The sequence below is a fragment of the Orenia metallireducens genome, assembly GCF_003001995.1.
In the GTDB taxonomy this organism is placed as follows: domain Bacteria; phylum Bacillota; class Halanaerobiia; order Halobacteroidales; family Halobacteroidaceae; genus Orenia; species Orenia metallireducens_B.
Genome location: NZ_PVNB01000009.1, coordinates 44055 through 59296, shown reverse-complemented (window position 1 = coordinate 59296; position 15242 = coordinate 44055). Strand labels below are relative to the sequence as shown.

14 protein-coding genes are annotated in these 15242 nt (G+C 32.9%); 6 read left to right on the top strand and 8 right to left on the bottom strand.

The features are described 5' to 3' along the window. Positions 1-10: 10 nt before the first annotated feature. A complete protein-coding gene (locus BX659_RS08150; RefSeq protein ID WP_219884427.1) occupies positions 11-307 on the bottom strand; it encodes a DUF503 domain-containing protein in 297 nt (98 codons plus the stop codon). A 674-nt stretch (positions 308-981) separates the two neighbouring features. On the opposite strand from BX659_RS08150, the gene BX659_RS08145 reads away from it, so the two are divergent. After that, positions 982-2223 (top strand): DUF2225 domain-containing protein, encoded by a 1242-nt coding sequence (locus BX659_RS08145; protein WP_097017963.1) that lies wholly within the window; start codon positions 982-984, stop codon positions 2221-2223. Between the two features lie 411 nt (positions 2224-2634). Here the strand turns inward: BX659_RS08145 and BX659_RS08140 are convergent, their stop codons facing one another. From BX659_RS08140 to BX659_RS08130, 3 genes are read right to left on the bottom strand one after another with little or no spacing between them, the layout of a single operon-like run. Beyond that, positions 2635-2850 carry a hypothetical protein gene (locus BX659_RS08140; RefSeq protein ID WP_097017962.1) on the bottom strand — a complete coding sequence of 72 codons (216 nt, stop codon included), beginning with the start codon at positions 2848-2850 and terminating at the stop codon, positions 2635-2637. A gap of 33 nt (positions 2851-2883) precedes the next feature. Continuing rightward, on the bottom strand, positions 2884-4281 hold the full coding sequence (locus tag BX659_RS08135) for an MATE family efflux transporter (protein WP_097017961.1): 1398 nt from the start codon (positions 4279-4281) through the stop codon (positions 2884-2886). Positions 4282-4298: 17 nt separating this feature from the next. Then, positions 4299-4748 carry a MarR family winged helix-turn-helix transcriptional regulator gene (locus BX659_RS08130; RefSeq protein ID WP_172431896.1) on the bottom strand — a complete coding sequence of 150 codons (450 nt, stop codon included), beginning with the start codon at positions 4746-4748 and terminating at the stop codon, positions 4299-4301. Between the two features lie 390 nt (positions 4749-5138). Here BX659_RS08130 and BX659_RS08125 point away from each other — a divergent pair, with 390 nt between their 5' ends. Then, positions 5139-6440, top strand: coding sequence for an ATP-binding protein (locus BX659_RS08125; RefSeq protein ID WP_097017959.1), 1302 nt, complete (start codon positions 5139-5141; stop codon positions 6438-6440). 77 nt (positions 6441-6517) lie between these two features. On the opposite strand, the gene BX659_RS08120 is transcribed toward BX659_RS08125, so the two are convergent. From BX659_RS08120 to BX659_RS08105, 4 genes are all read right to left on the bottom strand, one after another. Continuing rightward, positions 6518-7945 carry a sensor domain-containing diguanylate cyclase/phosphohydrolase gene (locus BX659_RS08120; RefSeq protein WP_097017958.1) on the bottom strand — a complete coding sequence of 476 codons (1428 nt, stop codon included), beginning with the start codon at positions 7943-7945 and terminating at the stop codon, positions 6518-6520. Positions 7946-8381: 436 nt separating this feature from the next. Beyond that, positions 8382-9764 (bottom strand): SpoVR family protein, encoded by a 1383-nt coding sequence (locus BX659_RS08115; RefSeq protein ID WP_097017957.1) that lies wholly within the window; start codon positions 9762-9764, stop codon positions 8382-8384. Positions 9765-9773: 9 nt separating this feature from the next. Next, entirely contained in the window at positions 9774-10934 is a 1161-nt protein-coding gene (gene yhbH / locus BX659_RS08110) for a sporulation protein YhbH (protein WP_097017956.1), read from the bottom strand. A gap of 11 nt (positions 10935-10945) precedes the next feature. Next, entirely contained in the window at positions 10946-12874 is a 1929-nt protein-coding gene (locus BX659_RS08105) for a PrkA family serine protein kinase (RefSeq protein WP_097017955.1), read from the bottom strand. A gap of 250 nt (positions 12875-13124) precedes the next feature. Here BX659_RS08105 and BX659_RS08100 point away from each other — a divergent pair, with 250 nt between their 5' ends. From BX659_RS08100 to BX659_RS08085, 4 genes are all read left to right on the top strand, one after another. Beyond that, the gene (locus tag BX659_RS08100; protein ID WP_097017954.1) at positions 13125-13376 is read left to right on the top strand and encodes a YkuS family protein; all 252 of its coding nucleotides are present in this window, start codon (positions 13125-13127) and stop codon (positions 13374-13376) included. Between the two features lie 140 nt (positions 13377-13516). Continuing rightward, on the top strand, positions 13517-13759 hold the full coding sequence (locus tag BX659_RS08095) for a YkuS family protein (RefSeq protein WP_097017953.1): 243 nt from the start codon (positions 13517-13519) through the stop codon (positions 13757-13759). A 279-nt stretch (positions 13760-14038) separates the two neighbouring features. Then, positions 14039-14794, top strand: a complete 756-nt coding sequence (locus BX659_RS08090) for a threonine/serine exporter family protein (protein WP_097017952.1) — start codon at positions 14039-14041, stop codon at positions 14792-14794. Further along, on the top strand, positions 14794-15240 hold the full coding sequence (locus BX659_RS08085; protein ID WP_097017951.1) for a threonine/serine exporter family protein: 447 nt from the start codon (positions 14794-14796) through the stop codon (positions 15238-15240). The genes BX659_RS08090 and BX659_RS08085 overlap by 1 nt, the downstream gene beginning before the upstream one ends. The last annotated feature ends 2 nt before the right edge of the window (positions 15241-15242 follow it).

Sequence of the window (15242 nt, the reverse complement as noted above, 5' to 3'; positions counted from 1 at the left end):
AATAGATCCCTTAGAGAAACTCTATAGTATAATTAAATAGTTGAACATCTAAATAGTTATCCTCTATATATTCTATTACTTTATTTAATAGTTGCTGTACATAGATAGTATTATTACTTATTGTTACTATTCCCACAGTTGCTAATTTCCAATCATCATGATGAGCAACTTCTGCAATAGATACATTGAATCGGTTTTTAATTCGATTAATCAAACTCTTCAGTACTCCCCGTTTATTCTTGAGAGAATGGCTCATCGGGATTCTTAACTCTATTGTACATAATCCCACTACCATAGTAACTATCACCTCATCTACATAATTATTCTAGCCGCCACCCTTAAGTTCCTCTACTTAATCTGAAATTCTACCATCTAAATTCCCAATATCTTTATGTATTTATTTCCTCAATCCTATCTACTTGGGACCAATTATCTCTAATCTTATCTCCTTAGTAATGTTATTGATTATAACTTTAATCTCCTTCCTAAAACTTAGCATAATCTCTATAACATTAAATTATTTAGTATTTTAAATATAAGACCACCGATTACCAGTCTAATAACCAAAGTATAACATATCCCATTAAATTTGAGTTTATAATTAAGGAGCTATAAATTTAAGCAAATTTCGAATCACCTATCTAGATTACTATAGATAAGATCAATTGTCAAAATAAATGACCTTATATTTCCTTAATTAAAATAGAAAAGTAATATAGCTTTCCAAGGCTAAAGCGAACTCTATAATAATCTTGTGTTTTTATTTTTTCTCATTGCTCTTCACTCATCGTTTGTTACTGTCATTTAACTTAATAACTAGCAACTCTAGTATATCACAAAGTTCTATGATATTATTATATTGGATTTCTCAGCTCTCCTTGTCAATATAGTTGATAAGAAAATTAAAACAAGAGAAAAATTTATTAATTAAAAATACAGTTATGAAATTATTATTAAAATTTAGAAGGGATAGATGGCTTTATGAATAATTGTTCACTATATACTTTATTATCTAAATATGGAGATTATCAACAAAAAACTGCTGGTGAAGATATTTTTAGCTATGGTGACAGTGCAGCTAAGGTTTATCTAATCATTAAAGGGCTAATTAGAGTTTTTATACAAGATCAACATAAGAAAGAAAAAGAGGTTGCTCGCCTTAGTAGTGAAGATATTTTAGGTGAATTGGCATTGTTAGGGGCAAAAGAGTATTCTTCTAGAGCAACTGCCTATGAGGATAGTATCTTAATTGAATTTTCTTCAGAAAACTTTAGGCAATTACTCAGTAAACAGACTATTTTAAATGAAAAGATCATTACTTCTCTTTGTTCTAAAATTGACCTCTTACAGAGACCAATAATTGAATTTACAGACCTAATTAGTTCTTCTAAGGAAGAAAGCAATAGTCAAGATACTACAGATGAAAAAATAGTAAAAGAAGAGATAGACAGCTTTTCTAACTTCTATCTTGATGGCCATTGTAAATATTTAGAGGTTGCTGGAGAGGATTTTGAGTATTATCTTTATGATAAGAGCGTCAACTGTCCAATCTGCTCTACAAGGATAGAAGTTAAAGAAATACGTAATTCTCGTTTGCGCCTTAAGGAGACAAGAGATGATTTAAGACCAATTTATAAGCACTTTAGACCAGACTGGTATAAAATTTGGATATGCCCTAAATGCTTTTATACAGCTAGCAAGGACGACTTTTTTGACCTCACCACTAGTCGAAAGAGAAAGATCAAAGAAGAGTTTAAAGCTAAAGTACAGAGCATCTTAGGAGATAACTATCAACCTACTTATAGTAACCCCAGAAAGCTAAATGAAGTCTTTGATGCTTATTATCTAGCTATTGAGTCCTATAATTTGATGGGTTCAAGCAAAGAGAAATTTGCTTATTTATGGTTAAAATTAAGTTGGCTCTATGAAGATGTAGATGAAGAAGAGTTGGCTAAAAAGGCCTCGTTTAAAGCAATGGAGAATTTACGTGAATTTTATTTTAAAGAACATCACAGCAAGCTGTCAAATAGTAAAAATAATAAAATAACACTTTTATTATCCTTCTTATTTTATAAGCATGGCTTAAAAGATGAGGCCTTACCTTTATTGGATACCCTAATTCGTAACCATCAAATCAAACGAAGCTACAAGGAAATGGCTAGAGATAAGTTTATAGAGATTAGAGAGGAGAAAAGAAGAGCGAAGGAAGAAAATCAAGTTTAAAATTGTAGTTCGCTCCAACTTATACAGAATATATTTTTCATTAACCATAAAAAAGAGAGTTCGCTAAGAACTCTCTAATTACAAAACTAGACTATAAACTCTAACGCTCTTCCTTATCCTCTGGAAATAAGATCCCCATAATCTCATTAACAGCCATCTCTACATCCTCTTCAAAATTATATTCTTCCTCTTTAACTTCTTCACTCACCCTCATCACCCCAAAATATAAGTTTGTAGTTGAAAGTATATAGTGTAGAGTTATATCAATTACTAACCAATTATACTGATTGCTTATTAAATACACATTTCACCTATCAACTGAGTATAGCAATTATTTATTTATAATTCTACAAATTACGATTTTTTCCTTCTTTTTCTAGAAAAATATTTGAAGATAAATATATAATTAGCTCAGTTTTTGACCTCTTCATACTCTATAGCTATTGAATTGACTAAATCCCAATCATCATCTTCAATATAGTCATCAGAAGAATAAGCCTTATAGGCAAAGTTACTGCTTTCCATTATAATATAATCTTGGTTATCTTTTGGCTCTTCTCTATCTTTTAGATTATGATTAGATAAAGCTAAGAGTAGAATAATTGATATCACTAGAATTAAAGACATCTCATTAGCACCTTCTTTTAAATAATATTTTAATCAAGCTACCTTCCTATTAGCTTTGACTCTCTGCAAATCCTGCCATCTATCTGAACTATATCTCCAGATAATCAACCCTGTTCTTACTAAGACATCTATTCCCATTGCCAGCCAAAATCCTAATAACCCATAACCTAGTGAATAGCCCAATACTAGACTTAAAGCTAACCTTGTCATCCAATTACCTATTACAGCAATATACATCGTCCATTTAGTATCACCAGCTCCCCTTAAAGCACCTGTCAACACCATCATTATACTGAATATTGGTTGGATAAATATCATTATTTTTAAGACTGGCTTAACTAGAGTAATTACCTCAGGATTACTAGTAAATAAGCCAATAATTGCATCTACCCAGATAAACATTGGAATTGAAATCACAATCATCAATAACATTGATAAATAAGCCGTTTCTCTTCCATACTTTTTGGCCAAATCCTTCTTATCTGCCCCTAAGCTCTGACCAACTAAAGTGGTAGCTGCAGTAGAGAAACCAAAACCAATCATGATTGGAACCATCTGTGCATTCATCACTATCGCATTAGCTGCAATAGTGATAGTTCCTAAACCAGCTACTAAAAGAGTATAGACAATCTGACTACTCTGTCTAACTAATTGCTCTATAGCAGCAGGAACTCCAATCCCAAAGATATCCTTGATTATATCTCTTTCTAGTTTTAAAGTAGCTTTATCCAAACTTAACTTCATATCTGTCTTACCCTTAACTAGAATACTAAAGCCAATAATCGTTCCAACTACCCTAGAAAATGCCGTTCCTAAAGCAGCACCTGCTACTCCTAATTCAGGAAAAACCCCTATTCCAAAGATTAATAGATAGTTAAAGACTGTATTGCAAACATTAGTAATCAACATAATATAAAGGGGTGTCTTCATATCACCAATACCTTGTAAAACAGCATTGATAATCATCATCGGTAGGCCAAAGACCATTGAAGCAAAGACAATCTTCAAATAGATACTACCTTGAGTTAAGACATTATTATCAACTTCCTCCATCAATACCATCATTGCTTTTAAGAAGTCACTGGAGAATACTACACCTAAGATAGCTAGAATTATCGCTAAAAATACCCCAGTGACCAATGAATTGGCCATTATCTTATTGGCTTTTTTCTTATCTTTAGCCCCAATAGACTGTGCTACTAAGGCAGTAGCTCCTATAGTCAAGGCTGTCATCGCCCCTATAATCACCATAATCAATCTATTACTCATATCTACAGCTGCAATAGCTGTAGCACCTAAGCTACCTATCATAATAACATCTATTACACCTACTATACTCTGTAAAAACATTCTTAATACTGCTGGCCAAGCTAAATTAAAGATACTTCTTCTAATCTCCCTTGGCGTCTTATTCTCTGCTAAATCAACCATAATATCCACCCTTCTATTTAATCATAGGATTCAAAATAATCCTCCATATAACCTAAAACTGGAGTCAACAAAGCAATCAATTTATGCTGCTCATCAAGCTTAAGCTTATTTAGGCATTCTTGTAAGAACTTCTGTCTAAGCTCCAATATCTGACTTAATTTCTCTTTACCTTGCTTAGTTACTTCTAGTAAAACTACCCTTCTATCAGCACTATCTCTATGTCTTTTCACTAGGTCATCTGCTACCAAAGCATCAACTATTACTGTCAAGGTACTATTAGCCATATAAGCATCTTCCTTTAACCTTGTCATATTTACAGGGGCTAATTTATCAATTAGCCATAATACCTTAAAGCGTGGTACAGTCAACCCTAATTCAATGGCTTCCTTTTTAGTAAATAATATAATAAATTTACTGATATTTTTAAAAAGATGATCCAAATCCTTAGTTTGCTCTAATATCTCCATTACTGTACACCCCATTTTATTTCTATATTATAATATTTCGACTTACTAAATATTATATCTGATAAATTTATTTTTAGCAAATTAATATTATTCTATCCCTTAATGGGGGATATTGCGACACTTTAGCTACTAGCTTCTAGCCTCTCCTACGGGTTTGAAAATCATAAACCCTCCGTGATAAATCTGCTATTAGCTAAGAACTTATAAAGCTAGAGGCTAGTAGCCAGTAGCTAGTGGCTATTAAAAAGTGTCACAATATCTTTCTATTATATTAATTTCTATATTAGCAGAAATCTGACTATAATAATTGATAGAATAGATTTAAAGGTCTATTGAACTTGATGTCGAAATAATTAGCAACTAGAAAATCATTCATGGAGGGATAAGCAGATGGATAGTCTAGCAATAATTGATTCTTTTTCAAAGTTAAATAAGCTGCTGATTTATCGAGGAATTTTAGCAGACAAGCTACTTCAAAAGGTAAGAAATTTAATTTCAAAGCTCAAAAAAGAAGCTACTATAGAAGCACTACAGAGAGATTACTATGATATCTTAGCTGAATTAATTGAAATTGGAGAGAGAGAAGGCTATCAGAATGGTCTTTGGCAGAACTATCTCTTGAATTTAATCATTAAAGATAAGAATTCTTTTAGCCTTGCTTGTGAACGGGACAAGAATTTACAGGGAAGTATCTATCAATTGGCTCTTAATGACCTACAGATTCTAACAGAAATACATAGCTTCAATCTCAACCATCTTGGTCGACTTCTAAAGGTTGAAGAGGAGAGCTTTATTACTGCCTTCTCCCCTTCAAACTCTAATGAAGAATATCAAAATCATTATCAGAAGAGACTAGCAGAGTTAAAGCAGGATTTTAACAATGTTAGCTCTGTAGAGAATCTACTAAAGAAGCTTAGCAGCTATTATCGTGACTTTGGGGCTGGTAAATTAGCTTACTATAAAGCTTTTAGATGGGAGGAGAGCTCTTTGATAGGTATTAAAAATAGTGATCCAATTACCTTTGCAGAATTAATAGGTTATGAGAATCAAAAGGAGAAGCTGATTAAAAATACCGAAGCCTTTTTAAAGAATAAACCTGCTAATAATGTACTTCTCTATGGAGACAGTGGTACTGGTAAATCTTCATCAATTAAAGCTCTACTGAATCGATATGCTACAGAAGGATTACGTTTGATTGAACTTGCCAAATATCAGATGAAGGAACTACCAAAGATATTAGAGGTACTTAAAGATCGAGGGCTATACTTTATTATCTTTATGGATGACCTCTCCTTTGAGGATTTTGAAACAGATTATAAATATATGAAAGCAATCATTGAAGGTGGAGTAGAAGTAAAACCAAATAATGTCTTATTTTATGCAACTTCAAACCGCAGACACTTAATTAAAGAGAAATGGAGTGATCGCGACCAAGAGAGTGGGGAGATTCATCTCTCTGATGCAATTCAAGAGAAGATATCTCTAGCTAGTCGTTTTGGCATCACCATCTCCTATGAATCACCACAACAGAAGGGTTATCTAAGGATAGTTAAGGAACTAGCTAAGCAGAATAACATTACTTTACCTGTAGAAGAGCTAAAAGAAAGAGCAATTCAGTGGGAAATGTGGAATAATGGACGCTCAGGTAGAACAGCCCAACAGTTTATTGATTACCTGTTAGGGGAGCTTTAAAGCTTAAGTTATTTAATTTAGTTCAAATAAATAGCTTAACTAAGAGAGAGCAACTTATAAATAGCAAGGTTGCTCTCTTAAAATATGTCACTATTAATAAATTCATCTACCAACTCTGGATCAAAGCACTTTCCTCTCTCCTTCTTTAGCTCTTCTAAAGCTTCTTGCTGAGATAATCCCTTCTGATAATCTCTAGTCATCATCTCATAGAAATCTATTATACTGATAATCCTTGCTAAAAGAGGTATCTCTTTTCCCTGCAAACCCTGAGGATATCCTCTCCCATCCCAACGTTCATGGTGGAATAAAATAGAGTTAGCAATAGGTAATAACTCTTGAAAGTTCTTAACAGCTCGATAACCAATCTCACAATGCCTTTTAAGCTCCTTTAGCTCTTCAACAGCCAAAGTATTACCTAGCTTAACTACCCTCTCTGGCAACCCTAATTTGCCAATATCATGTAAACGAGCCAATAGAGAAAGCCTCTTCTGCTCTTCTAGCGATAGCTTTAAAACCTTGCCAAACTTTAAAGCTAAAACTCTTACTCTACTAATATGCCTGCGGATTTCATGATTTCTACTTAACAAAGACCTCTCTAAAGAGAGTATCAATGAGTTATCTATACTCCTTTTATTCTTTAACTTATCATTATACATTCTATTTTCAGCTATATTAATTATTTTTTTGAGGCATTGATTAGAATCTGTCTTGGTAGCTACCCCTAAAGCAATACTAGGAGTTATTAACCCTTTGTTCCACTCTCTACATGATAATCTGATTCTCTCAACAATTTTATTGGCACTTTTAAAAGAAGTGTTTGGTAATAAGATACCAAATTCATCACCACCCCAACGGGCTACAACATCACCTTCTCTAGTATTATCCTGTAAAATATCAGCTATAATCTGTATAACTCTATCTCCCTCCTCATGCCCAAAGGTATCATTGACCATCTTTAAACAGTTACTATCGGCAATGATTATACTCAAAGGGAACTTATCTTTTCTATCTAACTTTATAATCATCTCTTCATAATAATAGCGATTGTAAAGCCCTGTTAAATCATCATGATACCCTAAATAGATCATTCTCTCCTCTAACTTCTTACGCTCTGTAATATCTACCAATGAGATTATACTCCTTTTACCACCACTAATTAAGTTAATTTGCAATAAAGCAGTTCTTTCTATCCCCAATTTATCAATGATTTTAACCTCATAGCTATTAGGGATATCATCACCTTTTCTACGCTGTTTATAGTAGTAGTTAATTCTTTCTAGGTCTTCTTTATCAAGAAAGTCTTGTAGCCCTATCTTTTCTTCTAATTCAGCTTGGGTATAACCCGTCAAATTTTCTAACTCTCTATTTACTAAGAATATACGATTATTCTCATCACTGATTAACATAGCAGTGGCAGTCCTTTCAAACAATACTTGATAAATATTAGTGCTTATATTTAAATCACTTGTTATCTCTGTTTTTAATGCTTTATGCGAAATACTCACAAGGGATTCCCTCCTCTACATTTAAGACACTGCCATTGAAAAAATGAGTTAAACAATAAGTGCTTTATTATACTTATTTAAAATAAAACTCAATTGATACATTGACAGTTTGGGAATTAGGTGGTTGAATGGTTAGGTTTTTCCTAACTACCAAAGTAAGAAAAATGTCGTATTATCTATCTAAAGTTTTATTTTAAATTTACGCCTCTATATCTTGATTAGATTGTAATTTTTAATAAAATCATAGCAAATATATCAATTATAAAGAAACTAAAATAATAAGCTCATCCTTAATGTTCAAAAGGTTAAAGCCTTATCTATATTATATTAAATAGAACTTAAAAGTATTAATCTTTAATTTCTGAATTTTAAGATAAAAAAAGAAGAATCCTTGAATTATTCAAGGATTCTTCTTTTCAAAACAGATAACCTTATCTTAGATGTCTTCTAACTCTACCTCTTTGTCTTCATTACAAATTATCCTCTTAGGCTTATCTTTAATCACAGTATCCAAATAAACTGGACCTTCCCAGATATTTGCTATATACTTCAAAGTCTCTTTAGCATAATTCATCTCTAGCTCATCTCCCAAATATTCATGCTTTAAATGTAAAGTATGTTCCTTTTTAGATGCTTCAACTACTTTGATTACTGGGATTTTATTCATGCCAACTGAACTAGCTAGATTATTTCTAATCTCTTTCCAACCATCTTCATCAGCTACTTCTGAAATAACGTAATAATCTCCTTTTTCATCATATTTTAGTAGATTAAGCTCTTGAATTAAATCAAAGCTGAGATACTTTCTAATAAAGGATTCATCCCTTTCTAACTCTCTAGCTTCAAAGATTTTTTCTGGTTGATCAGGATACTTTTTCTTAATATCATTAAAGATTTTATAACCAACATGGTAGGGGTTAATTCCCCCCTTGGCAGGAGAAATCACTTGATTATGCCTCTTAATAAATTCTAAATGTAACCCCTGAGGAATATCTAAGCTCTGCAAAATCTGATAATGCCAGAAGCTAGCCCAACCTTCATTCATAATTTTAGTTTCAATTTGAGGAATAAAATAATTTGTTTCATCAACTACTATCTGTAAGACATCCTTCTCCCAGCCTTCTAAATCACTATATTCAATGAAGAAAGTTAATAGATCCTCCTCAGGCTCTAAAGGAATCTTGGTTAAATCAGGTAATTGCTTAGACTTATCTTCTTCTAATAATTGAAACTCCTTTAATTTTGGCTGCTGATATTCTTCTTTGATACGCTCAATCTGCTCTGCTCTACTTAATTTCTTCTCATTAATCACCCTAGAGGTCTGTAGTTTTAAGGCATGGGCTGTATCTAAGATTCTTTCAACCTTCTTATAACCAATTCCTGGATTTGAGATATACTCCCTAATTCGATTGGCATGATTTTTAAACATCGCCAATGTATAATCTGCATTAGTCCCCTCTTTAAATAGTCGATTATTCTTAAAAAAATCATTATGACCATAAACATGAGCCATAGTCAAAATCTGTAACAAAAGAGAGTTATCTTTCATTAGATAAGCCAAACAAGGATTAGAATTAATTACCATCTCATAGGGTAACCCCGTTAGATTGTACTTATAAAAGGTTCTAGTCTTCTCATAAGCCTTACCATAGCTCCAATGAGGATAATGTGCAGGCATACCACTATAAGCTTCATAAGCAATCATATCTTCAAAGGAGCAGATTTCAAATTCTTGAGGATAATAATCCAATCCTACCTTCTTAACCACCTCTTCTATCTTTTTATTCCACTCAATCAGCTCATTAATACTATAGTCCATTCTTATTACCTACCCTTCTTTATCACTTTCTAGCATCTCTTTAAAAGAAGGCCAGATATCTTCCTTTTTAGAAATTGTAACTAAAGCCATATTTTCATTTTCAATATTGTTAGAGTAAAGAGATTTGATTATACTTCTAGTCGAATTGGGCTTTATCTCGCCATAACCAAAGAGATTACATATATCACAAAGCTGTTGTGCATACTCTAAAGCCCTTTGATTATCTTCACTCCAATTGTCTCCATCACTACAGTGAAAAGAGTAGATATTCCAGTGAGATGAATCATAACGTTGTTCAATAATCTCCAAAGCCTTCTCATAACCACTACTGATAAAAGTTCCGCCTGACTCTCCTTTATGGAAGAAGTCATCCTCACTTACCTCTTTTGCTGTCATAGTATGGGCTACAAAGACAACTTCAACATTTTGATACTTCATTTGAATAAATTGATAGAGTAAGAAATAAAAGCTCCTTGCTAAATATTTTTTAGTTTGATTCATCGAACCAGAAGTATCCATGATACAGATAACAACTGCATTAGACTCTTCACGTGGCTCTTCTTTAATTCGATAATAGCGGATATCTTCATTATGAAAAGGAAACCTCTCATCTTCATCAATCTCACCTTTAGCTCTAATATAGGCCTTCTTTCTCTTAATCCTTTCAATCATAGTCCTTTTTTTAGCCAACCTGGGCTGAATACCTTTCTTTTTATACCCTTTCTTCTTAAAGCTACTTTCTGTCTCTATCTGAGATAACTTCTTTCTCTCCATATAAGGTAAATCTAAATCTTCAAAAAGATACTGGACTAAATCTTCTATGGTAATCTCAGTCTCATAGATATCTTCTCCTTCTTGATTTCCAGCCTTATCTCCATTTCCTCTACCCTGTTGACCTTGCTTTGGCTTAGGAATCTTATCCCCTCTTTTTTCCTCACCTGTTCCTGTAGCAACCCCTGATTGATTCTTGCCATGCATAAACCGGTATTCTTTTAACCCCTTAATGGGTATCTTTATCTTCTTATCTTTACTCTTACCAATAATACTCTCTTCGGCAATAATATCACCAATATTTTTTTTGATGCTCTCTTCTACTAATTCACGGTGTCGCCTACGATCCTCAGCAGAGCGGTCTTTACCAGTATTTCTGTACTCTCTAAATATAGCCATTATAGCCCTCCTTAATCTTTCCAGAGGTTATTGGCAGCATACTTTAAGATCACATTACAACAATGATCACAATAACCATTTCTCTTCATCTCTTCTACCATAGCATCATATTTCTCTCTTTGCTCTTTATCCCTTACTTTAGCCTGAGTTATGATTCTAGATAATTCTTTAACAGAAGCAATTAATTTCTTCTCTATGGCCTCTTTTAATGGCTCATAACTATCATAGTCTATCTTGGCGCCTTTTCTCATCAAAGCAAACATATATGCTGTCACATCTTGTCTAAATCCTTTAGCAGAAGTACCAGAGATTCCAATCTGTTCTTCAATTGACTTCAAAAACTCTTCATCTGCTTCCAACTCTTCTCCAGTATTAAGATCCTTGATCTTCGTCTTATTCACAAAGGCCTCAGCATGATCTAGATAATTATTAAATAACTGTTCAGCCTGCTCTTTATACCCCACAATAAAGGCTTTGGTAACCTCTTTTTCTAAAAGTTTGTTGTACTCTTTTTTGATATCATCATGTAAAAACTCTAGATATCTCTTTTTATCATCTTCACTGATTGTTAATTCCTTAACAGCTTTAATTAAGGCCTCTAAAACTGATAATGGACTAATACAATTATCCTCAGCCTCAGATAAACAATCATCTAAACATTTGCTAATAAAACGAGGTGACATTCCTTCCATACCCTCTCCTGAAGCTTCCTCTTTTAACTCCATAACATCTACTTTCTTAGTACTTCCTTGCTCTACTATCTCCTCACCATTATAAAGCTTTAACTTAGTAATCGGATCAACCTTATTTGAAGGACCTAATCTACTTAAAATAGCAAACATAGCTGCCACTTTAATAGTATGTGGTGCCATATGGGCATCGAATTTACTTGAATTTAAAAGCTTTTGGTAGATCTTCTCTTCTTCACTTAGTTTCAAGCAATAGGGTATTTTAACTCTAACAATCCTATCTAAAATAGCTTCATTGGTATGATCAGATTTAAACTTATTCCATTCTGCTTCATTGGAATGGGCAATGATTAAACCATCAAAATAGATCATAGCACCTTTTCCTGGAGAAGGGATAGCCTTTTCTTGAGTAGCAGTAATCATCGAATGTAGATATTCAACATCATTCTTAAAGACCTCAATAAACTCTACTAACCCTCTATTTCCTACATTAAAAGCACCATTTAAGGAGAATACCCTTGGATCATCCTCTGCATATAAATCCAATTTAGAAATATCTACAGAGCCAATCAAAACTGAAGTATCTTGGTTATTTGGATCTACTGGCGGAACTACCCCAACCCCTTTTCTAGACAGAATAGAAAACTCTTCTGTTAGCACTGGAAACTTCTCAAAATCACCATCAAACTCATTTTCTAATCTATACTGACAATGGGGACATAACTCTCCCTCTATCTCTACCCCTAATAGCTCTTCAAACTCAGAGCGTAGATTTTTAGGAATTAAATGAAGAGGTTCTTCACGCATAGGACAGTCTTCAAGAACATAGATTGGTGCTAACTCCTCTAATCTTCTCTTTAATAGCTCGACTATAGAGGATTTCCCTGACCCTACTGGCCCAACAAAATATAAAACTTGTCTAGATTCCTCCCCTTGCATTGCTGCAGACTTTAAATAACGTACTATCTTCATAATAACCTTCTCTATACCATAAAAATCTTTAAAAAACTTATATTTTTTTATTGTATCATGTCCATATATTCTACGAAGTACAGGATCTTCGTCAGTCTTAATCACTTCAACCCCTTTAGACATGACCATATCATAGATTCTTTTATGGGATAATTTGACAATTTGTGGGTTCTGATGAAGTACTTCTAAATAATCTAAGAAACTCCCTTTGAATCTTTCTCTTCTCTTCCCTTCTTTACTTCTTTGAATCAAACTCTTAAAATCAACTGATTGATTCATCTTTACTCCCTCCTTAGGGTACTTCAGTTCAAACCTATACCTCAATATATAAATGCTTATACTATTATATTAGTTGATATAGATAAAATATTCCTACTTTATAATTTTTATCTCAAACCTCACTTCAAGTTAACATGATATCCTAAATAAAATAAATACCAAAAATTCATGTATTTTATATTGGAGTTAAAGCCAAAATAATAAAAGAATCTATAACAAAACTCTTAACAAGAAAGGCGGTAATTAAATAATGGATATCAATCGTAGAATTGCAGTAGATGGGAGCTTATCCAATCTAAAAAAACACCTTCACCTATATGGTTATGAGATTGATGACTTGAATGCCAATAATCTGGGAGAAGTTTCAGCAGTGATTACCAATGGAGAAGATTCTAATTTAATGGAGGCAAGAGAGATTGCTACTCCAATAATCAATGGTCAAGGCCATTCTGCTGAAGAGATAAAGAATATGATTGAAAATGGATTATCTGGATTGATGTAGAAAAAACCGCCTGATCAGGCGGTTTTTTAGTAATAATTATTATAAAAATCAAGGTATTTTATTAATAACTTAAAGCCAAAATATTAAAGGAACAAATTTTAAGAAACAATAAAAAACATCAATTATAGGGGTGAACTTATATGAAAGGTAAAATTGCAGTAGAAGGTTCTTTATCAAATATCAGAGAATCATTAATGAAAGATGGGTTTGAAGTAGCTGATTTAAATAACAATACTATGAAGAATGTTGATGCAATTATAGTTACAGGAGCAGACAATAATATGATGAATATGTCTGATATCCAAAGCAAAGCCCAAATTATCAACGCTAAAGGACTTTCAGCAGAAGAAGTCAAAAATGAACTCAAGAATAGATTGGTTTAAAAAATCGCCCTTTGGCGATTTTTTTATTATAACATTTTAAGTCTAAGATTATACTTAAGATTGAGTAAAGTATAAAAACATTGTTTTAATGCTTTACTTAAACTCAAATTTAAGTATCTTAATATACCCAATTAAGATACTCTCTATCAATACATAATATTCTCTAAAACCAACTCATACATATCAAATACAAAAACCAAAATCAAAACTTAACTTTAAATTTCACCTCAACTTATGTTACAATAGAGAAGGCTTATTTTAATTAAGAGGGGTGTTAAAATGATTACACCAAAGCAGATATTAAATATCGCTGCTTATGCAGGAGATATCATTCTCAGTAATGGTGGAGAGATCTATAGGACTGAAGATACCATGAATCGTATCTGTTATGCCTATGGGATAAAATATGTAGATAGTCTAGTAACACCAACTGGTATCTTTATCTCAATTGATGATGGTGATGGTAGTTCAGAGACAATAGTTAAAAGAATACATAAAAGAAGAATAAATTTAACTAAAATCAGTCAAGTCAATAACTTCTCAAGAAATTTACAGAAAAAAGTTCTAAGCTATCAAGCAGCAATGGCTGAATTAAGAGCTATTAATGAAGGAAAGCCTAAAACAAAATTAAAGTTTGGACTACTATTTATCTCTTTTGGGGTCTCTATGAATGTTATCCTAATGAGAGCAAACTATATCAATATAATTCCTACAATCCTAGCTAGCTTAGGTGCCCAAATTGTAATTAAGAAGATGGGCTTTTTAGGGGATATCAACTTCATTCCAGAAATAGTGGCAGGATTTATTGGAGGATTTATCTCATTATTCTGTTATAAACATGGCTTAGGCGATAATCTTGGCATAATCACAGTCAGTGCAATCTTGCCTTTTGTTCCAGGAGTTGCTTTGACCAACTCTATCCGTGATGCAATCAGTGGAGACCTTATTTCAGCTACTAGTAGAGGGATTGAGGCAACCTTAATTGCTATCAGCTTAGCTGTAGGAGCAGCTATCTCCTTGGGGGTGCTTTATTAGTGAATATTTTATTAGAATTATTAGCTGCTTTTATCATAGTAATAACCTTTGGCTCTATCTTCCAAGCACCAAAAAAGAGCTTATGGCTATTAGGCTTAACTGGCACTATCTGTTGGGGTAGCTTTATCATCCTTGAACAGCTAACCTCTTATAATGTCATTATTGCTTCCTTTATATCATCTGTTATTGTGGGAATTTGTAGTGAGCTATTTGCTAGGATTATGAAAATGCCTGTTACTATCTTTGTTATCGCTGGAATTATTCCTCTAGTACCTGGAGTACCTGCCTATAATACCATGCTTTTTATTCTTCAAGGTGAATATATCAAAGGTTTAGAGAAGGGAATTAATACCTTGATGATAGCTGGTGCTATCGCCTTTGCTATAGCTATTGTAGGGGCAGGAGCTAGATATCATAAAGAATTTCAAAAAAAGATAAACTCTTAACT

Coding starts and splice junctions, on each gene's coding strand:
- BX659_RS08145 (WP_097017963.1), top strand. CDS start 982: ATGAATAATTGTTCACTATATACTTTATTATCTAAATATGGAGATTAT.
- BX659_RS08140 (WP_097017962.1), bottom strand. CDS start 2,850: ATGTCTTTAATTCTAGTGATATCAATTATTCTACTCTTAGCTTTATCT.
- BX659_RS08135 (WP_097017961.1), bottom strand. CDS start 4,281: ATGGTTGATTTAGCAGAGAATAAGACGCCAAGGGAGATTAGAAGAAGT.
- BX659_RS08130 (WP_172431896.1), bottom strand. CDS start 4,748: ATGGAGATATTAGAGCAAACTAAGGATTTGGATCATCTTTTTAAAAAT.
- BX659_RS08125 (WP_097017959.1), top strand. CDS start 5,139: ATGGATAGTCTAGCAATAATTGATTCTTTTTCAAAGTTAAATAAGCTG.
- BX659_RS08115 (WP_097017957.1), bottom strand. CDS start 9,764: ATGGACTATAGTATTAATGAGCTGATTGAGTGGAATAAAAAGATAGAA.
- yhbH (WP_097017956.1), bottom strand. CDS start 10,934: ATGGCTATATTTAGAGAGTACAGAAATACTGGTAAAGACCGCTCTGCT.
- BX659_RS08105 (WP_097017955.1), bottom strand. CDS start 12,874: ATGAATCAATCAGTTGATTTTAAGAGTTTGATTCAAAGAAGTAAAGAA.
- BX659_RS08100 (WP_097017954.1), top strand. CDS start 13,125: ATGGATATCAATCGTAGAATTGCAGTAGATGGGAGCTTATCCAATCTA.
- BX659_RS08095 (WP_097017953.1), top strand. CDS start 13,517: ATGAAAGGTAAAATTGCAGTAGAAGGTTCTTTATCAAATATCAGAGAA.
- BX659_RS08090 (WP_097017952.1), top strand. CDS start 14,039: ATGATTACACCAAAGCAGATATTAAATATCGCTGCTTATGCAGGAGAT.